The organism is Chitinophaga sp. YR573 (assembly GCF_900110995.1).
Taxonomy (GTDB): Bacteria; Bacteroidota; Bacteroidia; order Chitinophagales; family Chitinophagaceae; genus Chitinophaga.
The window spans coordinates 4,115,945-4,138,984 of record NZ_FOJF01000001.1 but is presented as its reverse complement, the minus strand read 5'-3'; the positions used below and the strand labels follow the sequence as shown (position 1 = coordinate 4,138,984).

The 23,040-nt window shown below is 41.0% G+C and carries 16 protein-coding genes, 1 other RNA gene and 1 pseudogene; 10 read left to right on the top strand and 8 right to left on the bottom strand.

Translation table 11 applies throughout. The annotated features are described in order from the left end of the window. The first annotated feature begins 1 nt into the window (after window position 1). From BMW86_RS17440 to BMW86_RS17430, 3 genes are all read left to right on the top strand, one after another. On the top strand, window positions 2-1,216 hold the full coding sequence (locus tag BMW86_RS17440; RefSeq protein ID WP_089783001.1) for a phospholipase D-like domain-containing protein: 1,215 nt from the start codon (window positions 2-4) through the stop codon (window positions 1,214-1,216). A gap of 287 nt (window positions 1,217-1,503) precedes the next feature. Beyond that, window positions 1,504-1,824 (top strand): helix-turn-helix domain-containing protein, encoded by a 321-nt coding sequence (locus BMW86_RS17435; RefSeq protein ID WP_089783000.1) that lies wholly within the window; start codon window positions 1,504-1,506, stop codon window positions 1,822-1,824. Further along, window positions 1,824-3,434 carry an Eco57I restriction-modification methylase domain-containing protein gene (locus BMW86_RS17430; RefSeq protein ID WP_089782999.1) on the top strand — a complete coding sequence of 537 codons (1,611 nt, stop codon included), beginning with the start codon at window positions 1,824-1,826 and terminating at the stop codon, window positions 3,432-3,434. The genes BMW86_RS17435 and BMW86_RS17430 overlap by 1 nt, the downstream gene beginning before the upstream one ends. A 382-nt stretch (window positions 3,435-3,816) precedes the next feature. Here BMW86_RS17430 and BMW86_RS33350 read toward each other — a convergent pair whose 3' ends face one another. The 6 genes and pseudogenes from BMW86_RS33350 to BMW86_RS17405 all read right to left on the bottom strand — a co-directional run bounded on the left by BMW86_RS33350 (window position 3,817) and on the right by BMW86_RS17405 (window position 9,358). Beyond that, window positions 3,817-3,999: a transposase domain-containing protein gene (locus BMW86_RS33350; protein ID WP_410492558.1), complete on the bottom strand. Its 183-nt coding sequence runs from the start codon at window positions 3,997-3,999 to the stop codon at window positions 3,817-3,819. After that, window positions 3,991-4,095, bottom strand: a pseudogene (locus tag BMW86_RS33345) (hypothetical protein); the annotation flags it as partial. The pseudogene BMW86_RS33345 and the gene BMW86_RS33350, both read right to left, overlap by 9 nt. A 580-nt stretch (window positions 4,096-4,675) precedes the next feature. Continuing rightward, window positions 4,676-5,048: a transfer-messenger RNA gene (gene ssrA, locus BMW86_RS17420) on the bottom strand. A gap of 103 nt (window positions 5,049-5,151) precedes the next feature. Next, window positions 5,152-6,489, bottom strand: coding sequence for an RIP metalloprotease RseP (rseP, locus tag BMW86_RS17415; RefSeq protein WP_089782997.1), 1,338 nt, complete (start codon window positions 6,487-6,489; stop codon window positions 5,152-5,154). A 95-nt stretch (window positions 6,490-6,584) separates the two neighbouring features. Next, complete coding sequence (locus BMW86_RS17410) at window positions 6,585-7,751, bottom strand: 1-deoxy-D-xylulose-5-phosphate reductoisomerase (protein WP_089782996.1); 1,167 nt, start codon at window positions 7,749-7,751, stop codon at window positions 6,585-6,587. A 113-nt stretch (window positions 7,752-7,864) separates the two neighbouring features. Further along, entirely contained in the window at window positions 7,865-9,358 is a 1,494-nt protein-coding gene (locus BMW86_RS17405; protein WP_089783713.1) for a GH3 auxin-responsive promoter family protein, read from the bottom strand. A 305-nt stretch (window positions 9,359-9,663) separates the two neighbouring features. Here BMW86_RS17405 and rplU point away from each other — a divergent pair, with 305 nt between their 5' ends. From rplU to BMW86_RS17375, 6 genes are all read left to right on the top strand, one after another. Further along, entirely contained in the window at window positions 9,664-9,966 is a 303-nt protein-coding gene (gene rplU / locus BMW86_RS17400) for a 50S ribosomal protein L21 (protein ID WP_089782995.1), read from the top strand. Between the two features lie 36 nt (window positions 9,967-10,002). Beyond that, window positions 10,003-10,275: a 50S ribosomal protein L27 gene (gene rpmA / locus BMW86_RS17395; protein WP_089782994.1), complete on the top strand. Its 273-nt coding sequence runs from the start codon at window positions 10,003-10,005 to the stop codon at window positions 10,273-10,275. Window positions 10,276-10,347: 72 nt separating this feature from the next. After that, window positions 10,348-10,797 (top strand): histone H1-like repetitive region-containing protein, encoded by a 450-nt coding sequence (locus tag BMW86_RS17390; RefSeq protein ID WP_089782993.1) that lies wholly within the window; start codon window positions 10,348-10,350, stop codon window positions 10,795-10,797. Between the two features lie 123 nt (window positions 10,798-10,920). Continuing rightward, window positions 10,921-12,594, top strand: coding sequence for a DNA polymerase/3'-5' exonuclease PolX (locus BMW86_RS17385; protein ID WP_089782992.1), 1,674 nt, complete (start codon window positions 10,921-10,923; stop codon window positions 12,592-12,594). A 5-nt stretch (window positions 12,595-12,599) separates the two neighbouring features. Beyond that, window positions 12,600-13,226: a DsbA family protein gene (locus BMW86_RS17380; protein WP_089782991.1), complete on the top strand. Its 627-nt coding sequence runs from the start codon at window positions 12,600-12,602 to the stop codon at window positions 13,224-13,226. Window positions 13,227-13,228: 2 nt separating this feature from the next. Beyond that, complete coding sequence (locus tag BMW86_RS17375; protein WP_089782990.1) at window positions 13,229-13,720, top strand: GNAT family N-acetyltransferase; 492 nt, start codon at window positions 13,229-13,231, stop codon at window positions 13,718-13,720. Window positions 13,721-14,003: 283 nt separating this feature from the next. On the opposite strand, the gene BMW86_RS17370 is transcribed toward BMW86_RS17375, so the two are convergent. Both BMW86_RS17370 and BMW86_RS17365 read right to left on the bottom strand, forming a co-directional pair. Further along, window positions 14,004-14,924: a PorP/SprF family type IX secretion system membrane protein gene (locus tag BMW86_RS17370; protein ID WP_089782989.1), complete on the bottom strand. Its 921-nt coding sequence runs from the start codon at window positions 14,922-14,924 to the stop codon at window positions 14,004-14,006. Next, on the bottom strand, window positions 14,921-20,944 hold the full coding sequence (locus BMW86_RS17365; protein ID WP_177189289.1) for a T9SS type B sorting domain-containing protein: 6,024 nt from the start codon (window positions 20,942-20,944) through the stop codon (window positions 14,921-14,923). Before BMW86_RS17365 ends, BMW86_RS17370 begins: the two co-directional genes overlap by 4 nt. 578 nt (window positions 20,945-21,522) lie before the next feature. On the opposite strand from BMW86_RS17365, the gene ahcY reads away from it, so the two are divergent. After that, window positions 21,523-22,851 (top strand): adenosylhomocysteinase, encoded by a 1,329-nt coding sequence (ahcY, locus tag BMW86_RS17360; protein ID WP_089782987.1) that lies wholly within the window; start codon window positions 21,523-21,525, stop codon window positions 22,849-22,851. Window positions 22,852-23,040 lie beyond the last annotated feature (189 nt).

Here is a 23,040-nt window from a genome sequence, read left to right as displayed (position 1 = left end):
AATGAAAATTTCTTTTTTAGGTCAGGGCTTTGAAGACAAATCTGTTAATGCAGTTGGAAACCACTTGGTTAACTTCTTAAGTTTAACGGGATTTGATTCATTTACTGGCATCTCAGCTTTTGCAAGTGAATCTGGTGTATATGGACTATCTGGATTTTTAAATGCAGCGAAGAACAATTTTAAACATTTAAATTTAATAGTTGGAGTTGATTTAGAAGGAACTTCCAAAGAAGCCTTGGAAGAAATCTTAGCACTCAATATAAACAGCTATGTTTTTTATCAACAAGAGCAACCAGTTTTCCATCCCAAAATTTTCCTTATAGAAGGGGCTAAGGAAACAAAAATAATTATTGGTTCTTCAAATCTTACTCGCGGAGGTTTATTTACTAATGTGGAAAGCTCAATGCTTATTGAATTTGATTTGAATGATAAAGAAGGCTTAGCTTTATTATCAGAATTGAAAAGCTACTATCAATCATTATTTGATTTTTCTGATCCAAATCTTTTAAAAGTAAGCACCTCTATTATCGCTGAATTATTCTCAAAAGGAATAATTCCAGACGAAACAACAAGGAGAAGTAATTATGCCAAAAGATTAACAGGTACAAGTTCGGGATCAAGTGCATCAACTAGTACGGTTATCATTCAGAAACGGGCAACTGCGAAAGTACCTTCAACATTTCCTTCAAAACCAAAAACTGCAGGATCTTCAAATGCCACAACTTCACCTCAAACTATCGCCCAATCAACAATAACTCCTCCAATTATAAATCAAGCACAACAAAGAGTATTAGTATGGCAAAAGTTGTCTCTTAGTCGAAGTGACGCTCAATCTGTTCCTACAGGTACAAATGGAACTGGAAATCTAAAGTTATCACAAGCTAGTTTTAGGCTAAACGGTGTATTGATAAATCATAACACTTACTTTAGGAATCAGGTATTTCAGCACCTAGGTTGGGCAAGAACAAAACCAACAAGTACTACTTACGAAGAAACTATATGCAATTTTGATGTTACAATCTTAGGTACTTCTCACGGTCTTCAACCAATAAAACTAAGTTATGACCCCATAAGAATTTCAAACCAAGCCAATACGCCATCATGGCTTCATTGGGGAAATGTTCTTATGTCAATACTTCAACAGACTAATGTTACAGGGCGCACTTTAAATCTATACCAATTAGGTAACCAATCATTTTCAATTGAGATTGTCTAATTTAATATCAATGTTGTTTAGTTAAGTATAATAGGGTTTGTAACAACACTGCAATTGGTTTAGGAGTTCCATGTTTGTAGAAAATACATTGGACAATAAAACACAGACTTCGTAGGACTCCTACGGAGTTAATTAAAGAGAATATCAATGTTTACTACAAACACGGGGCTAATGGAACTAGCTAAACAACATTGAATTTAATATCCCATTAAGTTTTTTATAACTTTTTTTATTAATCTCTTGCGAATTCATTTTACATTCTTACATTTGGACTGAATTTGTCCAAAATGAAAACTGGAAAAACCTTCGGTGATACAATCAAAATCCTTCGTGAAGAAAAAAAACTCACACTACGTGAGGTTTCCGAGTTTCTTAAAATCGATACATCAATGTTGGGAAAAATAGAAAAGAATAATCGCAAACCTACTAAGGAAATGATTGTAAAATTTTCTAAAATTTTCAATGTCAGTGAAAAAAATCTCACCATTGAATTTATCAGTGATAATGTTGCTTATCAAATAATGGACGAAGAAGATTTTGCTAACGAAGTTTTAAAAATTGTCGAGAAAAAAGTCAAGTATCTGAAAACCATCAAAAGACTCAAATAATGAAACTTATCACAGATGCATCAGCCGAAAAGTTAAGAGGTGGTTTTTATACCCCAGAACCTCTTGCAGAATTTATCTTAAAATGGGGGATTAATGGTTCCATAAATTCAGATATCCTTGAACCAAGTTGTGGTGATGGAGTTTTTATTGAACAATTGAAAGATTTAAAATTAAAATATAAATCTATTACTGCAGTTGAACTTGACCCGATTGAAGCAAAAAAAGTTGAAGAGATTGAGTTAGAAAACAAGCAAGTTATTAATGATGATTTTCATACATACTGTAATAACACCCTGCAACGCTTTGACTTAATTATTGGCAATCCACCTTATATACGTTACCAGTTCTTTGATAGACAGCAACAAATTGAGGCTGGAGACATTTTTATTAAAGCAGGATTAACATATTCAAAACTAACTAATGCTTGGGTTTCGTTTGTTGTTGGCTCATCCCTTTTGCTTAAGGACAAAGGCGGTAAAATCGGTTTTGTTCTTCCTGCAGAAATTTTACAAGTATCATTTGCTTTGCAATTGCGAAAATTTATTGCACAATTTTACAACAAAATAAATATCATTTCATTTGAAAAACTTATATTTCCAAACATTCAACAAGAAGTCGTTTTACTACTTTGCGAGAGGAATGAAACTAAAGAACATTATATTGAGCATATTGAGTTAAAAGATGCAAGCGAATTAAAAACTCTTAACACGGAAAAACTAAGAAGCCCACAAAAGAAAATTGACTTTAAATCTAACAAATGGACTTTTTATTTTTTAGATCAAGAAGAAATTGACTTCTTGGAAAGCATTGCTACAAAGAGAAACATCCTATCACTTGGAAAGTTCGCAGATGTTGAAGTTGGCATCACAACAGGTGCAAACGGATTTTTCACAGTCCCTCTTACAACAGTTGAAGAATATGACCTACACGACTACGCAAAACCAATGGTTGGAAGAAGCGTACAGGTAAATAGCGTTATTTTTACTGAGAAAGATTGGGAGAAAAATAAATATTCTAAAGCAAAAGCACACTTACTTGCATTTCCTGACAAACAAAATTTAAATCAAAAAAGCGGAGCTATAAAATACATTGCTTATGGAGAAAGCATTGGAATTAACAACGGTTATAAAACAGGCATTCGAAATGACTGGTTTGTTGTACCATCTTTGAAAATTTCTGATGCACTTTTTATTCGGAGAAACAACCTTTATCCAAGACTAATTATTAATCAGGCAGAGGCATACACTACTGACACAATGCACCGGGTATTTGTAAAACCAGGAAAAGACATAAAAGCTCTTACGGCAAGTTATTATAATTCCTTATCACTTGCATTTACAGAAGTGAGTGGACGAAGCCACGGTGGGGGGGTTCTGGAACTAATGCCCAATGAGGCAGAAAAAATTTTACTTCCATATCACAAAGACAACGCTAAATTACTTCCTCAAATTGACAAACTTATTCGTAACAAAACAGATATTGAAGAAATTTTAAAGATTACTAATCAAATAATATTGAAAGAACATTTCAGTTTAACACAAAAGGAAATAAATTTAGCCCATAGTATTTGGAAGAAATTATCTTCAAGACGACTGAACAGAGGAAAATAGCCAACACACAATTATACGCAGATTTGCGACTCACACAAGCCGACTTACAACCAAAATTGCAAAAGAGCTTTCAAGTTTTGCTCTCGTTGACGCTAGTCAATGATGGGAATGAAACGAAGAACAAAACGCCAGCCTGTAATAGTGGTTTCGCTAAAGTGGCGGTTCAGTACTCATATAACAGTTTTGTGAGTTAATCAACCTTAGTACCTCGCATGAAGGTTGGTGCTAAAAATGCCATGTTCGTCAATCCACAAATCGTTATTCCAAAGTATCAATAAATGAATAGAATAAATCCTAAGGTTGATGTATTTCTAAGTAAGTAATGATTCGAATTTACCCATACCACCCTGCAAATATTTATTTGTAAGAAGTAATTGAGTATCTACTTTTGTTGTGATATCCAGTTATGAGGAAGTAATTGACCAATGTCTTTCTTTCGATTGTATGAGATTCGGGTTAATACGTCTGCTAACCATGTTGGGTTTATATGATGTAGTTTACAGGTACCTAAATAGGCTATATAGTATGGCGGATCTTTTCGCGGCTTATGGGAACCTACAAACAAGTAATTCTGGCATCCTATTACTGCAAGACCAACACTGTTTTCAATAGTATTGTTGTCCATAAGTAATCGACCATCGGTTACATAGGTGTTTAGTTTACCCCAGCGCTTAAATTATATGCAGGTATTACCGATTGAGCTTTTCGGCAATACCTGCTCATACTCATGCTTCATCTATTCATGCAATAATTACAAGATAGGTAACAATTGCTCTTGTCTTACTTGGGTATGGTTTGCTGACAACAACTGTTGCTGCGTGCAATTTTTCTGTATGCGGTAGCAATTGAAGGGCAAATTTTGGGAATAGACAAAAACTGAAAGGTTAAGAGAAAGGTTTGCGATAGAGAAAATAAACGGAGATATGTACAAAGAATTTAAATTAAAGTTCGAGGAAGAAAAAGCCAGCTTGGCTAAAACTAGTCGAGTACGGTAATAGGATATCGAATCTTGAAAAATGTGTAAACGTGATGATGAACTATGCTGCAAACCTCGTTAGTACTTGGGCCAGGCGGATATGCAAAAAACAGCAGCTTTAATTTTAGTGTATTTTATATAACAGGAAATTATGAATGTCGAGTCCCGAGAGCAAATGAAGTATTTCAGCAGATGATTACACTGGCAAGAGGTTTGACCGAAAATAAAAACGGGAACAATACATTTGACTGTACTATTCCCGCCTGGGTGGAGCCGGAGGGAGTCGAACCCTCGTCCAAACATATCCGCCGAAAGCTTTCTACATGCTTATTTACGCATTGTGTTTTCGAGACATGGCAAGGGGCGTAACTAACCAACCTAGTCCTTATCCGTTGTTGTTTCAGTATTCACTCACGGAAACCATGAATACCTATTCTGCTATTGGTTTGATTCAGCGGAATGAGTCACAGCAGACAGCAACTCAAGCGGCCATAATGGGGCTTAATCTATGATTAAGCAGCCATAGCGTAGTTAGACTCGCCTTTTGAAGTTTGTGTATTCAGATTTACGTGCTAATTACACAACGCACGACATGCTTACACTCTCAAAGATCTATGCTGTCAAAACCGGGCGGCCCCAATTGCTTCACAGCAGTCTGCAAAGATAGCGTATTATTTAACATAAAAAAAGGAAGGAGCCTCACAAAGGCTCCTTCCGATAAGATATAAGAAGATTGAGAAACTACTTATGGAAAATGTTCCTCCAGATATCCAGACCATTCGCATACAGCAATAATCCGAATAAGAGTACCATCCCTACAATCTGTGCGTATTCAAGGAACTTCTCGCTTGGTTTACGGCCCGTAACGATCTCGTACAATAAGAACAGTACATGACCGCCATCGAGGGCCGGAATAGGCAGAATATTCATGAATGCGAGGATGATAGATAATAAAGCCGTCATCTCCCAGAAAGACATCCAGTCCCATTCACCAGGGAATAAATTACCAATACTTAAGAAACCTCCTAATGATTCACTCGCCTTTACTTCTTTGGAAACGAAGATCAGACGCAGCTGCTGCACATACTTTACCAAAGTATTGATACACTTGCTGAAACCCGCAGGTATCGCTTCCACGAAGCCATACTCCTTGGTGACAAATGTGAACACCTTATCCGGCGACTTTGGCCACATACCAAGTTTCCCGGTTTCAGGTACATTACCAATCAATCTGATAGTGTCCCCATCTCTTAATATTTCAATAGCAACCTGCTTGTTCTTATTGGCAAGCATCGCCTTTGCATACTCATTGAAGAAATAAGATGGCTGTCCGTTTACCGTCAGCAACTGGTCACCTTTTCGTAAACCAGCCTTATCTGCATTAGAACCCTTTAACACAGAATCTACTTCAAATGGCATCCTTACATTCAGCAACGTACCCTTTTCCTTAATCATTTCACGTTTGAAACCATCCGGAATAGGAATGTCCAGATGCTGACCATCACGACTTACCTGGATACTGGTAGCTTCACGCAACAGGATCTCTGCAGGGATAGCCCTGAAGTTCTCAACAGGCTTGTTGTTTACGGAAAGGATCATATCACCGTCTTTCAGACCAATACTTCCGGCCAGTGAATCAACGGCTACACCGTATTTTACGTTTTGAGTAGGCAGATAACTTTCGCCCCAGTGCCATAACATCATTGCATAGATCAGGAACCCTAACAACAGGTTAACGGTTACCCCTCCTATCATGATGATCAGACGCTGCCAGGCTGGTTTGGAACGGAATTCATGGGGCTCAGGAGGCTTAGCCAACTGCTCGCGGTCCATACTTTCGTCTACCATGCCGGAGATTTTTACGTATCCTCCTAATGGCAACCAGCCAATGCCGTATTCAGTATCTCCCTTTTTCTTCTTAAACAGGGAGAACCATGGATCAAAGAAAAGATAGAATTTTTCAACCCTGGCCCCGAAAAGCTTGGCAGGGATAAAGTGCCCAAGCTCATGTAATACTACCAGTATGGATAGTGACAGTACCAACTGCCCGGCCTTTACCAATATTTCTTGTGTGGTCATGTAAATTGATCTGACAGTAAAAATATATATTGTTCTTAATCCATAAATGGCTTACAAATATAGCCGCATTAACTGCGACACAGCCTCTATGGATCCTAAATTACAATTGCATTGATCATTGCATTGGCATACTCTCTTGCTGCCTGATCGCTTTCATAATAGTTGTGCAAGGTAGGTTTTTCAATGAAGGGAACCTTCACCATAATTTCCTCGATTACTTCAGTCATTTGCAGGAAGCCAATCCTGTTCTTGAGAAAAGCATGCACCACCTCTTCGTTGGCAGCATTCATCACACAGGCGGCATTTCCACCTTTATGCATTGCCTCAATAGCAATAGCCAGGTTGCGGAATGTTTTGGTGTCCGGCTGTTCAAAGGTAAGGCTGGGGTTGTTCCTGAAAGAAAACCGGGCGAAATCGTTAGACAGACGTTCGGGGTATCCTAAAGCAAACTGAATAGGCACCTTCATGTCCGGTACACCCATCTGAGCTTTCATAGATCCATCTACGAACTGTACCATGGAATGGATGATAGACTGAGGATGAACTACCACCTCAATTTTCTCAGGCGCCAGGTTAAATAACCAGCGGGCCTCAATCATTTCCAACCCTTTGTTCATCAGGGTAGCACAGTCGATCGTTATTTTAGCCCCCATTCTCCAGTTAGGATGCTGGAGGGCATGATCTTTCTTTACGTTGATAAGGAAGTTAGGCTTTTTGCCCAGGAATGGCCCTCCGGAAGCGGTGAGTATCACCTTTTCCACTTTGCTGAAGGATTCTCCCATCAGGCACTGGAAAATGGCGGAATGCTCAGAATCCACAGGAATTACCGGTACATTTTTCCTGGCAGCCGCTGCCATCACAATGTCGCCGGCCACTACCAGGGTTTCCTTGTTAGCCAGTGCGATAGGTGTACCCTGCTCTATGGCTGCCAGTGTAGGCGCCAGTCCTGCAAAACCCATTACAGCGGCCAGTACCATATCAATAGTGTCCCATGCCGCTACTTCCACCATTGCTTTTGCACCGGCAAACACTTTGATCCCTTTATCAAATAATACTTCTTTTACCTTTTCATATTTTGTTTCATCCGCTATCACTACCGCATTTGGACGAAATAACAGGGCCTGTTCTATGAGCAGGTCTGCATTTTGTCCGGCCGTGAGTACCTCCACGCTGAACTTGTCAGAATGCGCTGCGATGACCTCCAGCGCCTGTATTCCTATGGATCCTGTTGAGCCTAATATGGCTATATTTTTCTTACTCATTGTTGCAATAATAAGGGAAAAGTGAGAATTACAAATGCGAAATAAGTGTTAAGTATGAATGCTTTATTAAAAAAACATCCATCCCTAACCCGCAATTGAATGTCAGTACCCGTTTACAGCAGGTGATTCGCCAGCTCATCTGCCAGCGCTCTGTCGTTACTTAACCGGGGCACTTTATTTTGTCCACCCAGTTTACCCACTGATTTCATATAATCAATAAATCCGTTCTTACGTACTTGTCTGATTTTAAGGGGTTGAAGGATATTTCCCTTTAGAAGATCGAAGTAATAAATATTTTTCTGCTGAAGATTTTCATCTACTTTCTTTGCGAAGGCCTCCAGATCGGCAGGGGAATTCTCGAATTCCACGAACCATTCATGGAAAGGAAGTTCTCCCGGCGCATTTACCATTGGTGCTACAGTAAACTCTGTAATCTGCAAACCTTCTTCCTTAGCGGCTTTCATCAGGCTGTATTCCACTTCCTCTCCTATCACGTGTTCACCGAATGCAGAGATAAAATGTTTGATACGTCCTGTAACCAGCAAACGGTAAGGATTCACCGATACGAATTTTACGGTATCTCCGATGTTATAACTCCATAAACCCGCATTGGTACTTACTACCAGGGCATAATTTACGCCAACTTCCACATCTCTGAGAGATAAACGGGTAGGATTTTCGTTGAAGATCTCCTGTGCAGGAATAAATTCATAGAAAATACCTGAGTTGGTATTCAGGAGTAATCCTTTATGTTCCTGTGTATCCTGGAAGGCAAAGAAACCTTCTGATGCCGGGAAAGTCTCTACAGTATTGATGGGCCGACCAATAGACGCCAGTAATTTAGCCCTGTAAGGTTCAAAATTCACACCGCCGTATACGAGTACATCCAGGTTCTTAAACAGCTCTCCTACCGGTTTTCCACTTCTTTCAATGAGCCTGTCGAAGTACATCTGCATCCATGGTGGTATACCACTGATGAGGGTCATATCCTGGTCGATAGTTTCATCTACAATCCTATCCAGCTTGGTTTCCCAGTCTTCTATACAGTTCGTTTCGTAAGTCGGTAACTGGTTGGTACGCAGGTAACGGGGGATGTGATGATTGACAATCCCGCTGAGGCGACCATAAGGAATACCACCCACACGTTCCAGCACGGGAGAACCAGATAAAAATATGAGTTTGCCATCAGCAAAGTCTGTGTGTCCTGTTTCTGACATATAGTTCAGCAGCGCATTGCGGGCTGTATCCATATGATTGGAAATAGAATCTTTGGTGATGGGAATATATTTTACACCACTTGTTGTTCCGGATGTTTTAGCCAGATAGATGGGCAATCCTTTCCAGAGTACATTCTGTTTTCCGTCCTTGATCTTATTAATATAAGGCTTAAACTGTTCATAGTCGCGAATAGGAACAGCCTGTTTATAGTCATTATAAGAATGGATATTGTCAAAATGATGGTCTTTCCCGAATTCCGTTTTCCGGCCCGTTTTTATCAACTCCTCCAGGATTGCTTCCTGGTCTTCTACCGCCCGTTGCATTTCCTTCCTTATTTTGTTGGCTACTATGGAAGCAAATGGTTTGGCAAGCAGTGATTTAAGCTTCATGCCCATTATTTTAGAATATGTGAAAGGACAAATGTATAAAATAAAAATTGTTATAAAAGCCCATATTACAAGGCTTACGGAGAGAATACCCGTGTGCTGCCATCTCTTTGCAGCTTACATCAGATAAGGAATTCAGCATATTGTAACAAACTATATTAAAATAAAGTACGTATCTTTGAAAAGGTTAAGTGTTTTCTCTCTAAAAAGTACCTGTACCAAATTCAGTACAGATATTTAAATAAAGAGAAAACTTTGTCAATTTGAAAACAAATCCTACTTTTGCAGGAAATTATTTTTGGATAACTATGTTTGCAGTTGTAAAAATCGCAGGTCAGCAATTCAAAGTACAAAAAGACCAGGAAATCTTTGTACAACAATTACAGGGAAATATTGGAGATAAAGTGCAGTTCTCTGACGTGTTGTTAACAGATAATGGCGGCCAGCTGACCGTTGGTACTGATGTAAAATCAGTGGTTAAAGCAGAGATCCTGAGACATGTTCAGGGTGATAAAGTGATTGCTTTTAAAATGAAGCGCCGTAAGGGTTTCAGGAAAAAGATAGGTCACCGTACTCACTTTACGCAGATCCGGATCAATGAGATTGCTTAATTATTATTAGATAAAGTTTAAAACCTTGCATTAGAAATGGCACATAAAAAAGGTGAAGGTAGTGTAAAAAACGGCCGTGACTCTCAGAGCAAAAGGCTCGGAGTAAAAATATTTGGTGGTCAGGCGGCTGCTTCTGGGAATATCATTATTCGCCAGCGCGGTACCGTATATCATCCTGGACAGAATGTTGGCATTGGTAAAGATTTCACAATCTTTGCAGTAGCTGACGGTGTTGTTGAGTTCAGAAAAGGACGTGAAAACAGGACCATCGTTTCCGTAAAATCATTTGACACCACTGCCCAGGCGTAAGCCCGGGTAGTGTTTGCCATAAAGTTTTTTTTTAATACCCAATTTTTTTACTAACCCAAAATTCAAAAAACAATGGCAACAATTAAAAAAGCTGCAAAAAAAGCTGCGCCTAAAAAGGCCGCTGCTAAGAAAGCTGCACCAAAGAAAGCCGCCGCTAAGAAGGCTGCTCCTAAAAAAGCTGCTGCTAAGAAGGCTGCTCCTAAAAAGAAAGCTGCTGCTAAGAAAGTAGCTCCTAAAAAAGCTGCTGCTAAGAAAGCTGCTCCTAAAAAGGCTGCTGCTAAGAAAGCTGCTCCTAAAAAGAAAGTAGCTGCTAAGAAAGCTGCTCCTAAAAAGGCTGCTGCTAAGAAAGCTGCTCCTAAAAAGGCCGCTGCTAAGAAAGCTGCTCCTAAAAAGGCTGCTGCTAAGAAAGCTGCTCCTAAAAAGGCTGCTGCTAAGAAAGCTGCTCCTAAAAAGAAGGCTGCTAAAAAGAAACCAGTCGTTGCTCCAGTAGCACCTTCTGATTCTCAGCCAACTGAGCTTTAGTCTAAGAATTTACACACTGTAACATAAAGGTCCTGGCAATTGCCGGGACCTTTTATTTTGCCCAAAAACTCCCTCTCTACTTTCTCCCAAAAAAACGAAATTCGCAGTTCAATTGATACGAACATGCTCGACAACTATACTATAGCCGATAATTTCTCCCTGTTATCCAAACTGATGGATATTCACGGAGAGAACAGTTTTAAAGCTAAATCTTATGCTACTGCTGCTTTTACTGTTGAAAAGCTGCCCGTACAATTACAGGATACCCCTGCCGAAGAGATCTCCAAAATAAAAGGTATCGGGGATTCCACCGGTAAAGGCATCCAGGAGATGTTACAATCAGGAAAGTTTACCCAACTGGAAACATATATAGAGAAAACACCTCCGGGTATTCTCGAAATGCTGCAAATAAAAGGACTGGGACCTAAAAAGATAGCTACCATCTGGAAAGAACTGGAAGTAGAATCTTTAGGAGAACTTCTTTATGCCTGCAATGAGAACCGCCTCATGCTGCTGAAAGGGTTTGGACAGAAAACACAGGACTCCGTTAAACAAAGCATAGAGTTTTATTTCAGTAACAGGGACCGCTTCCTGTATGCAGAAGTAGAAACAGCCGCTACCTCTCTTGAAAAAGAATTGCAGCAACTGTTTGCACCGGCTGAAGTATCCCTCACCGGGCATATACGCCGGAACGAAGTAATCATAGATGAGGTTGAACTGGTGATAGCTGCCACTGCAGCAGATATACAACAAAAACTGGCGGCTGTAACTTCGCTTGCTTTTGTAGAAGAGACTCCTTCCGCCCTACTATGGCAAAACGAACAAAAAGTTAAAATAAAGATCTACCCTGCTACTGCGGATAATTTCGGGAAAACATTGTTCTCTACTACTGCAGATGCTGATTTCCTGGAACATTTCAGCGAAAACGGCGGACTGGCATCCCTTCCTGCCGGTATTTCAGAGACAGCCATTTTCCAGTATACCGGAATGGATTATATAGAACCCTGCCTTCGTAACAGCAGCAAGGTCATAGATTTAGCGCGTAATCAGCAGCTGCCGGACTTAATCAGGCCATCAGATATCAAAGGTATTATTCATGCACACAGTACCTGGAGTGATGGTCAGCATACCCTGGAAGAAATGGCCCTGGCTGCCAAAGAGCAGGGATTTGAATACCTGGTGATCAGTGATCACTCCCGCTCTGCATTTTACGCCAACGGGCTTTCTATTGAAAGAATACAGGCACAACACGCTGAGATAGATGAGCTGAATAAAAAGTTAGCGCCCTTCCGCATTTTCAAAAGCGTGGAAGCTGATATATTGAATGATGGTAGCCTGGATTACCCGGATGAAGTGCTGGCCACCTTTGATATGGTGATTGCCTCTGTACACTCTAACTTAAAGATGAGTGAGGAGAAAGCGATGACCCGCTTACTGAAAGCCATCGAGAATCCGTATACGACCATACTGGGTCATATGACAGGCAGACTGTTACTCAGCCGTAATGGTTATCCTGTTAACCACCAGCAGATCATTGATGCCTGTGCCGCGAATAACGTAGTAGTAGAACTGAATGCACACCCACGCAGATTAGATATAGACTGGCAATGGATACCTTATGCTACAGAGAAGAAGGTACTGCTCTCCATTGACCCGGATTCCCACAGCACAGCCGGTTATAAGGATATTCATTATGGAACGCTGGCCGCCCGTAAAGGAGGACTTACCGCTACACAAAACCTCAGCAGCTTTGGAATTGCAGAATTGGATGCTTATCTTAAGATCAAGAGAAAATAAGCAATATGAAACTGATCTATATCTATGACGCAATCTGCGGATGGTGTTATGGTTTTACGCCCGTAATACAGCAATTACAGACGCAATTCGGAGCAGAAATGGAACTTGAAATACTTTCAGGCGGGATGATGCTGAGTGCTAACCACAGACCTGCATCTGCGATGTATACTTATATACAGGATGCGCATAAAAGAGTAGAAGCAACGACGGGGATTAAGTTTGGGCCTGCTTTCCTGGATGAATACCTTCAGACAGATGATATCATGGATTCAGAGAAACCCGGTGTTGCCTTAACCGTGTTTAAACAATATCAGCCGGAGAATGCGATCAGTTTTGCACATGATATGCAGCTGGCACTTAATTATTACGGGAAAAGTCTGAATGATGATAAGACCTACACAGAACTACTGGAAAAGTATAATATACCTGCTGCGGAGTTTTTAAAGAAGATGCAGGAAGATGAGAATAAGTATGCAACTCAGCAGGAGTTTAGTATGGTGCAACAATGGGGTATTACTGGTTTTCCGGCAGCAATACTGGACAATGGAGAACAATTATACCTGATAGCACGCGGATTTACTCCATTGGAGCGCATGCTGGAAGCAATTAAAGAAATTAAAGACAAAGTATAAATATGTTTCAGATAAAAGCAGTCACTGCCGCAGAGATACCAGTTATACAGGAGCTGGTGGAACAGATATGGCGGCCTACTTATCAAACGATCCTGGATAAGGAACAAATTGAGTATATGGTAGAGCTGATGTATAGTACAGCAACACTGACTAAACAATTTGCTCAGGGACAGCATTTCTTGTTGCTGTATGATGACGGATCCCCTATCGGTTATGCCTCTTATGCATCTACAGATACCGCAGGTATTTATAAACTGCATAAGATATATGTGCATGGTAATTACCAGGGAAAAGGTGTAGGGAAATTATTTATCAATGCTGTTATTGATGCTGTAAAAGCATTAAACGGGACGATACTTGAACTGGATGTAAACAGGTATAATAAAGCACGTTTCTTTTACGAAAAACAGGGCTTTACCATTTACAAAGAGAAAGATACTGATATCGGAAATGGTTATTTTATGAATGACTATGAGATGAGGAAAGTATTATAAGAATGATATAAACAATCCAGCCTGGTAGAAATACCAGGCTGTTTCCCAAGTTAACCATTAAAAGACACAACTTTTCTAATTATATTAGAAGGTGATCAATGATCGTTTCTCCTTCTGTATTATAACTTACGATAAATGTTTAAACACGGTTTTGATAAAGGACCGTTTTTATCGAAAAAGATATATAATATATAATAACTAATTAATAATCAGGTATATAATAAAAAAATCCCGCATAATGTAATGCGGGATCCTTTTTTCGGTACGTGTATTCGGTAAATATTTAGAAAACTCTTGGTGTTATTTCGTGATCGCTGCTCCACCCAAAACGGAAGTTAAGCATTACTTCGTGAGAAACAGACTGTGCTCCTTTCAGATTAGAATTGGTAGGTGTATCGTAAGAATAACCTAATTCAAACTGAGGCGTAATACGTACCTGCACCAGTCCGGTCACTGTTTTTTCTGAACGCCATGAAGCGCCCAGCCATACCAGTTCTCTTAACAGTACACAAGCATTCAGATCATACTGCATGCCATTCCCCTTTACTTCTCTCAATAATATGGAAGGTTTCAGCAAAACATCATCATTCACCCTGTATGCATAACCTGCGGTTAAGTAATAGTGTGGTTTGGTAATAATCTTGCTTACTCCTTTTTTGCCCATGTCAAAACTTTTGAAGAGCGGAGAAGATAATCCCACGTAGAAGTCTTCTTTAAATAAAGTGAAACCAAAACCTACATTCGTTTTCATGTAGCTCTGGTTCTCTGCAAAAGAAGGGTCTGTTGTTGAGAGCTGACTATTATTTTCTTTGTATTGAGAGATACCAACCTGTAAACCCAGCGACACATTCCACTCATCATTTAACGCTACTTTCTGAGAGGCAATTGCATTAAAGTCTGTTCTGGAATCTACAGTGATCGATTCTTTCATTGCGGAGAATCCGATGCTGGTTTTAGTTTGCTTAAAAGGTGTGAAAAAAGACAGGGATGCTGTTTTAGGAGCACCATCTAATCCTACCCACTGGTTACGTCCTACCACTGTTAGACTGGCAGATTCATCCACACTTGCATACCCCGGATTTATTACCAGTCCATTAAACATGTACTGAGAATAAATCGGTTCCTGCTGAGCCTTTGCCGGCAGACAGAATGCAATTGCGATAAGCAGGTTTATCAGGAATATCTTCTTATCAGTCATCATCATCTTTTTATTACCAGGTAACCGGTGTAACGTATCTTCTTACCACTGCCATCTGTATAGTGTATGATAAAGAAGTAAGAGCCATCCAGTACGTCCTGATTCTTTCCGCTTCCGGTATTTGCTTTACCATTGAAGTTGTTGGTGAAGTTGTTGTATCCTTTTGTTGTGAATACGGTACCACCCCAACGGTTAAACACGGTTACATCGTTATCAGGATATTTATCAATGTTCTCGATATACATTGCGTCATTACCCAAACCATCATTGTTTGGAGAAAGAGCAGGATGCACACGGATATTTCCATTGTTATCATCTTTCCATCTTCCATCTGTAATAAAACGTTCGATGTAATCAGGAACTCCATCACCGTCCACATCACAATCTGTACATATTTCGATGATACCACTTGCAGATACTATGGAATCTATTGTAGGTGTATGCTGGTTCGTAGCTACCGTTGCTCTCAGCAATCTCATACCAAACATCTTATCTCTTTCAACACCATTTACCAACACCTGAATTTCTGCACTAGCCTGTGCTGGTAATATTAACAACGGTGTAACAGTGTTATCATAATCCTTACCTCCCTCTGCAGCACTTGTACGTGCCGGTAATTCTCCTGCTGCCGGTGTGAAGAATTCGTAGTACACTGTTACAATACGGGAGCTGGTACGATTCAATCTGAGGGTGAATGGTAGTGGCTGTCCGACTGTATCAAAGGCTACTTTAGCTGTGTAGCGACTGGATGTAAATGATATTCTGAGTGAGTCGTTATCTGTTACGGTATTTTTCAGATCACTAGCCAGGCCCAATGTGTAGGCAGGTGTTCCGCTGCCGGGGACATATGGTTTGGCACTTACCTGCAGGAATCCGTCATCATCATTGACATCGTTATCATCTACGTGTACAGTGATATATTTCTCTTTCTGTCCTGCCAGCATTGTTACGATCAGTGTATCTCCTTTCACAACTCCACCACTCAGCGTCAGCGTTCTGTATATATCGTTTGTAACAACGATAGTGATCGGCATATCTGTTTTAGTGGTTTTGGTTGTTCTCACGATAAACTGCACATCGTCTCCTTCTGTGATAGCACTGGTGGCGGCGAAGATATTTACCTGTGGTGTATCGATATTATTATTGTAGATCGTTACCGTTGCCTGCGGGATAGCTACAAAACCCCACACTACAGCAGGTATGCTGGAGCTGGCATTTTTAAGCTGTAACTGAACCGTTTGATTTGCACCTGCTGATGTTATTCCGGAAGGAACGATCTTAATCAGTGCACCATATGATCCGGCAGGGATGATTACGTTTCCGGAGATACCTACATAGTCTGTTCCTGCGGTAGCAGTACCTCCTATGTTATAATTCACAGACACATCTTTCGCGGCTACCAGCGTGGTATCGCTAAAGCGTACCATGAAGCCTCCTTCAATATTCGGCTGTGTAGCATCTGTTGTTTTTTCTATCAGTATCTGGCGGGCAACTGATTTAGGACCGGTTGCCAGACTTTCATCATCTGTTACATTAATGAGAACAGGTGTAGCATCAACAACCAGGAAGGTCATTCCGGTCATTGCTTTAGTAAGTATAACAGACAGGGTATTATCACCCTGGATGATGTTGTCGTCCTGGATATATACCGGCACCATCAGGCTGTCTGTACCTGCAGGAATCACTACTGAGGTAGGAATCGCCTGTATGTTAGTGCTGCCATACGTAGCGCTTAATGTAACGGTTACATCTGTAACTGATGCAGCTGGTAATTTCACTGCGAATGCACCATTGGTAGAAGGTTCGCCTGCATCGGAAATTTTGATGAGCTTTATAGCTGCAGCAGTTTTATCCAGGATGTACAATGGCGGTACAGTTGCTACGGTATAACCGGTAGCACTTGCAGCGAATTGTAAGATAGTAGTTCCTTCTATTTTAAAGTTGTCCGGTACATTGAGGAAGAAAGTAACAAAGTTGCTGTCTTTCGGTAAGGTTACTACTGTAGGGATACCGCTGTAATTAGTGATATCGGCAGTAGAAGAGGCATCAGGAGCAACATTGATTGACAGACTTTGTGTTGAAGTTACTGTAGGATCTGCATAACCGACCGTCACTCTGGTGAAACTACCTTTATGAATAGAAGTAGAATCGAAAGTGATTTTTAGTTTTGCTTTGGTTGTATTCAGAATGGTAGAATCATCTATGAACACATCCAGACTATCTGTAGTTACACCCGACATATTCGTTACTGTACCGATGATCCTTAACAGCTCTGTGCTTTCCAGGATGTTATCTGTACTGGCAGTAAGGGTGAAGTCCTGGTAACCTGTTGTAGGATCGATTGTCACTACTGTTGGAACACCGGTGTAATCGGTAGATGCAGCAGTAGAATTCACACTTGCTCCAACAGAGAGAGACACTGCTTTATAAGGCAGGACACCTGCAGGGAAGCTGGCTCTTACTGTGTAAGTATTGCCTTCCAGTACATGAGTACCCTGAGAGGTTGGCTGCGCTGTGAAAGTGATTTTACGCTTAGAAGCGGCAGTAGCATCCTTGATCTGTAATACTACAGAGTCTTTAGGATATCCTGCAGCATCTATATATACTACCAGTGTTTCATCATCACCTACAATATTATCAGCAGAAGCAGAAACAGGAGACAGCACTATTGAACTACCTACCAGTGAAACTGTTTGTGGTAATCCTGTATAACCTGAAGTAGCCTGTGAGCTAAGTCCTCTTGAAGCTGTAATAGAGATAGGCGTTGAAGTAGTAGCGCCACCTGGCAGTTTGATAGTGATATTGGCACCGGCCCCACCTTCTGTGATCGTTGTAGTATCAGAAGTGATAATCAGGTTGCCAACTACAACGGCCTTATCTTTTATAGTAACAGTAGCTGCCTGATTTACCTGTAAACCGGTAATAGCTGTTGATGCAGCAGAACCGCCCAGGATCAGGGTTTCATCCCCTTCATTCGTGTTATCATCTGTGATAGTAACACCAGACCAGGTACTGTGATTATTTGTTTTATCTAATGTTAATGTTGTTGAATCCAGTGTGTAATCTGCTGATGATGCGGTAGAAGCGGCCATCAGTGCAGGTGTTATAACAATAGGAACTTCTGTTGTGATACCTGCAGGTAAGCTGAAAGTAAAGCCGTACCCTGTACCACCTTCATCCATGGCGGTAACACTCGGTGTTATTGTTATTATTTTATTAGCCGGATTAGTACCTGTAATATCCTGGATCAAACCACCGAAGGATGGGATATTAAGTCCGGAGATGCTGGTAGATGTACCCAGTAATGTGAATGCCTCATCTGCTTCCAGGATATTATCTGTAACAGCGGTTAATGCACTGGTTGCAGTATAACTGTTCGTGAGAGCAGGCAATGTCACGGATGCAGCAGGATTGAAATCGGTACCGGAAGCAACTGATGCAGCATCAGGCGTCAGCATTACAACGATAGGATCTTCTGCAGTGATAGCCGGATTTACAAGGCTGATCTTAATATCGGAGCTGGCGCCTTCACTTAAAGTAGAAGTAACCAGTTGCAGGTTCATATCTTTATTACCAGGGATCAATCCTGTAGAATCTACAATGGTAATGATAGAGGAGTCTGTTGTAAAACCTGTTGGTTTGGTAACGATATAAAGGATCTCATCGTTCTCCAGTATATTATCAACTTTTGCCAGCAGTTTGGTGGCAACATTTACAGATTTTTTATTCAGGCCAATCGTTACAGAAGTAGGCAAATAAGAAGCATTGGTCAGATCTGACATTTGAGCTTTTGACCCCAATCCTCTTGAAAGTGCTACTGCAATAGGATATGAAGTAGCGATACCGCCCGGTAATGCTACAGTAATAGTAGCACCTGCATCACCTTCTTTTATGGTGGTAGGTGCGATGACTACTTTCATGCCGGTACTGTAGTCCATATCTGTGATAGGGATATCTGCCCCTGTGTAAGGATAAGAACGTTTTGTACCAACGTTATCGAGAGAAATGACTGCTAATCTTACGAATTCGGGTGTTGGCCCTTCAATTAATTTATCTGCAAGGGCACTGAAAGGCACCAGCACGGAAGTACTTCCGGCAGGAATGCTGTAAACCGTACCACCAAAGATGTCCAGGCTGTAATCTATTCCATCATCTGCCGTAGAGGCATTATCTTCTGTAATGCTCTGGATGGTGATAGGTACCTCTGTAGTTACTCCTGTGGGCAGGTGAAGCATCAGATTTCCCGTGTAACCTTCAGGTATTGGCCTTGAGGCAGTAGGTGAGAAATCTCCCTGTATCTGAGCATAAGCAGCATTATAATAGGTACTATCCTGAATGAGCAGGTCTGATTGGCCTGTCACCGTGATACCTAATATAGTGCCCTGGAATTTAAGTGTAAGTTTTTCTGTATTCTCGAGGGCTTTATCTGATTTTGCCTGGATAATGAAATCGGCGCTGCCGGAGGCATTTGCAGGAATCAGGATAGATGCAGGCGTGACAAAATCCGTATCGCCGGCTGTTGAAGTGGCGAGCCTGGAGAAAGTAATATTGATATCTTCCGGACAAGTTACCCCTGAGGATAATTTAACTCTTGCCTTAGTTGTATTTCCTTCGAGAATCTGTGTACTGTCCATGCTCAGTACCATGGTACGTGGTTCATCATCTACAATGGTGTAATCACATTCGGAAGTACCGTTGATGTTGATCAGGGACGCACAGGTAGCTACCAGTTTAAGGTGTAATGAGCGGCTGTATTGTAACTGGTCGTTACCAATTACATGCAGGTTTGTGATAGCCACATTTTTAGCGGTGGTATAGTCTCCCGCAGGAACCAGTACGGCTTCCTGTACCAGTTTAAAGTCGGTATTCACTGCTGCAGGATGTGCGAAAGTAGCTGTAGGATCATACTGCACCAGTACATAAGTAGGCGCACCCAGCTTACCACCGGATACGTTAAGCGTTAAACCCTGTGCAACCTGTTCACCATCAGCTGTATTTCCTTCATTACCTGATAAAGCAGCACTGGTGAACTGTACTTTTATGGGGGTAGCTGAGAATCCTGTTACGGGGAATGAGTCCTTTACTGTTGTAAGACCATCAAACTCTGTAGCAGTAGTACCATAACCCGATAATATGCGGAAAGTTTTGATATTTGGGGGATCGGGACTATAAGCATCACTGTAGATAGCTCCCAGTGAACGCATTACGGCGAGAGATCTTCCCCTTCCATCTACTCCGGTAGCAACTACATTGCCCGGGAAGTAACCGTTGTCATTTACATAAAAACGGTTGTCCGGGATGGAAGCTTCCCAGGAATCAAATTGATTATATGTTCTGTATACGTGTGAGCGGGGCGCTTCAGGCGCACCGGAACAAGCTACATCTCTTAAGATACCTACTGATTTACCATCTGCACTTACGAAACCATACCCACACTGACTTACTTCATCAGGATCTGCGCCCGAAGCGGCCCCCATTAATGACTGTTCTGACAAATAGAATAATGCAGATGTCCCAAAACTGGTGTTGGGCATATGCATTATAAAGTCCATGAAAAAGTAATTACTGTTCTGTATATAAGACACTATGCAGGTAACAGTACCTGTCTGCCCTGCACCACCGTAGTATTTATCCTGTATTGTTCCTATGATATGTACTTTGTAGGGGTCTGCACTTGTACCTGTTCCTGATACAGGTGAGATATAACAGATAGAGGGGCTTTTAAGGTTGGCCCCATCCAGCAGGTGCGAGGTACTTTTAAAGTCGAAGAAAGCTCTGAGACCGGTTGTACTATCCGTATGTGAGTAACTTTCTGTGAGCCCGTTACGGGTCACTTTAATACCACCATCGCTGTATATTTCGACTTTAATACCATCTGCAGCACTTGTACCGCCGGTAGGATTAATTACAGCTTTAACAGTTTGCGCGTTTACCTGACCGCACATAAGTAGCAATAACACCGGCAGCACGGTCCGGTAAAGTACACGACATACTTTACGGTGTGCAATACGGAGATTGCGTGTCATAGGATTGGGAAGTTTGAGCATAGTAAAGCGTGTAAATTTCTATTATCCATCTGATTCTGTTCACGATTAACCAATAATGAGGATATGGTTACGAATTCTTTTAAATGCAATAAAAAAGCCCTGTGCTGCTGATAAAATAAAACGCATAGAACTGATTCCTTGATGGTTAGTCCAGATCGTACCAATCACATTAAGCAGCTGCCAAAACCATCAAATTTTGTATTGCCCCGAAAACTCAATGACAATACATATATATTGAAATACAAACATATCGAATATTTGACACCCAGTCAAAATATTTTATATGTTTTGTTAATATGTCTATCCCCGAAATGGGGATAACTTTTATTATTCCCTATTTACCAACCTTTTATGAGATGGTTTTTTTTACACATATGATGTGAATATATCAGCTAAAATCATGTTATAACATATGATTAGCAAACTGAACTATACCGACAGTGAAAAAATAAGAAAGGGGTGAATTAATCAAATGTTCTGTTTGGGCATTAAAAAAAAGAACAAATGCATAGTCAGAAGCCATAAAATAAAGGTAGATTTGCACAAAACAAGTAAAAATGTCGACAATAGCTAATTCTAACATTGACTTTAACCTTGCATATAAGGTAAAGGACATGTCTCTGGCCGAGTGGGGACGCAAAGAAATTGAACTGGCAGAAGCTGAAATGCCGGGTTTAATGTCCCTGAGAACGGAATATGGTGATACCAAACCATTACAGGGTGCCCGCGTTGCCGGTTGCTTACATATGACCATCCAGACTGCTGTATTAATAGAAACACTGGTACATCTGGGAGCAGAAGTACGCTGGAGTTCCTGCAATATCTTCTCTACTCAGGACCATGCCGCTGCTGCTGTAGCTGCTGCAGGTGTTCCTGTATTTGCCTGGAAGGGTTTAAGTGAGAAAGATTTTGACTGGTGTATTGAACAGACCCTGTTCTTTGGTGCGGCTGACCGTCCTCTGAACATGATCCTGGATGATGGTGGTGACCTGACAAACATGGTATTTGATAAATATCCTGAGCTGATCCAGCACGTTAAGGGTTTGAGTGAAGAAACTACCACCGGTGTACACCGTTTATACGAGCGTATGCAGCATGGTACTTTACCTATCCCTGCTATCAACATCAATGACTCTGTTACCAAATCTAAATTTGATAACAAGTACGGTTGCCGCGAATCCTGTGTAGATGCGATCCGTCGTGCTACTGACGTGATGATTGCTGGTAAAGTTGCCGTTGTTGCTGGTTTTGGTGATGTTGGAAAAGGCTCTGCAGAATCTCTGAGAGGTGCAGGTGCCCGTGTAATCGTTACTGAAATAGATCCTATCTGTGCACTGCAGGCTGCTATGGAAGGTTATGAAGTAAAGAAAATGTCTGATGCAGTGAAAGAAGCTGATATTATCGTAACAACTACCGGTTGCCGCGATATCATCAACGGAGAGCACTTCAAACTGATGAAAGATAAATGTATCGTATCTAATATCGGTCACTTCGATATCGAAATCGATGTTGCATGGCTGAACAAGAACTACGGTAATACTAAAGTGGAAATCAAACCACAGGTAGATAAGTATACCATCGATGGTAAAGATATTATCCTGCTGGCTGAAGGCCGCCTGGTAAACCTTGGTTGTGCTAATGGTCACCCTTCCTTTGTAATGAGTAACTCATTTACAAACCAGGTAATGGCTCAGCTGGAACTGTGGCTGCACACAGACAAATACGAGAACAAAGTATACGTACTGCCTAAACATCTTGATGAGAAGGTAGCCCGTCTGCACCTGAAAAAGATAGGCGTAGAACTGGATGAGTTAACTCCTACCCAGTCTGCTTACCTGAACATTCCGGTTGCAGGTCCTTACAAACCTGATTACTACAGGTACTAGTCGTATCAAAAACATATAGGAAAGGGTGTTCTGTTAAAAACAGAACACCCTTTTTTTCTGGTAATGATTTAGTTAAATTGATTTTGATGGCGCTTCGCACCATCAAAATCAATTTAAGGGGTTTTGCAGGGCTTCGCCCTGCACCCAAAAATCAAACTGAGTCACTACCTTTTTTCTTTAATTTTGTAG

Coding starts and splice junctions, on each gene's coding strand:
- BMW86_RS17410 (WP_089782996.1), bottom strand. CDS start 7,751: ATGAGTAAGAAAAATATAGCCATATTAGGCTCAACAGGATCCATAGGA.
- BMW86_RS17435 (WP_089783000.1), top strand. CDS start 1,504: ATGAAAACTGGAAAAACCTTCGGTGATACAATCAAAATCCTTCGTGAA.
- rplU (WP_089782995.1), top strand. CDS start 9,664: ATGTTTGCAGTTGTAAAAATCGCAGGTCAGCAATTCAAAGTACAAAAA.
- BMW86_RS17440 (WP_089783001.1), top strand. CDS start 2: ATGAAAATTTCTTTTTTAGGTCAGGGCTTTGAAGACAAATCTGTTAAT.
- rseP (WP_089782997.1), bottom strand. CDS start 6,489: ATGACCACACAAGAAATATTGGTAAAGGCCGGGCAGTTGGTACTGTCA.
- BMW86_RS17365 (WP_177189289.1), bottom strand. CDS start 20,944: ATGACACGCAATCTCCGTATTGCACACCGTAAAGTATGTCGTGTACTT.
- BMW86_RS17370 (WP_089782989.1), bottom strand. CDS start 14,924: ATGATGATGACTGATAAGAAGATATTCCTGATAAACCTGCTTATCGCA.
- BMW86_RS17430 (WP_089782999.1), top strand. CDS start 1,824: ATGAAACTTATCACAGATGCATCAGCCGAAAAGTTAAGAGGTGGTTTT.
- BMW86_RS17375 (WP_089782990.1), top strand. CDS start 13,229: ATGTTTCAGATAAAAGCAGTCACTGCCGCAGAGATACCAGTTATACAG.
- BMW86_RS17380 (WP_089782991.1), top strand. CDS start 12,600: ATGAAACTGATCTATATCTATGACGCAATCTGCGGATGGTGTTATGGT.
- ahcY (WP_089782987.1), top strand. CDS start 21,523: ATGTCGACAATAGCTAATTCTAACATTGACTTTAACCTTGCATATAAG.
- BMW86_RS17405 (WP_089783713.1), bottom strand. CDS start 9,358: ATGAAGCTTAAATCACTGCTTGCCAAACCATTTGCTTCCATAGTAGCC.
- BMW86_RS17385 (WP_089782992.1), top strand. CDS start 10,921: ATGCTCGACAACTATACTATAGCCGATAATTTCTCCCTGTTATCCAAA.
- rpmA (WP_089782994.1), top strand. CDS start 10,003: ATGGCACATAAAAAAGGTGAAGGTAGTGTAAAAAACGGCCGTGACTCT.
- BMW86_RS17390 (WP_089782993.1), top strand. CDS start 10,348: ATGGCAACAATTAAAAAAGCTGCAAAAAAAGCTGCGCCTAAAAAGGCC.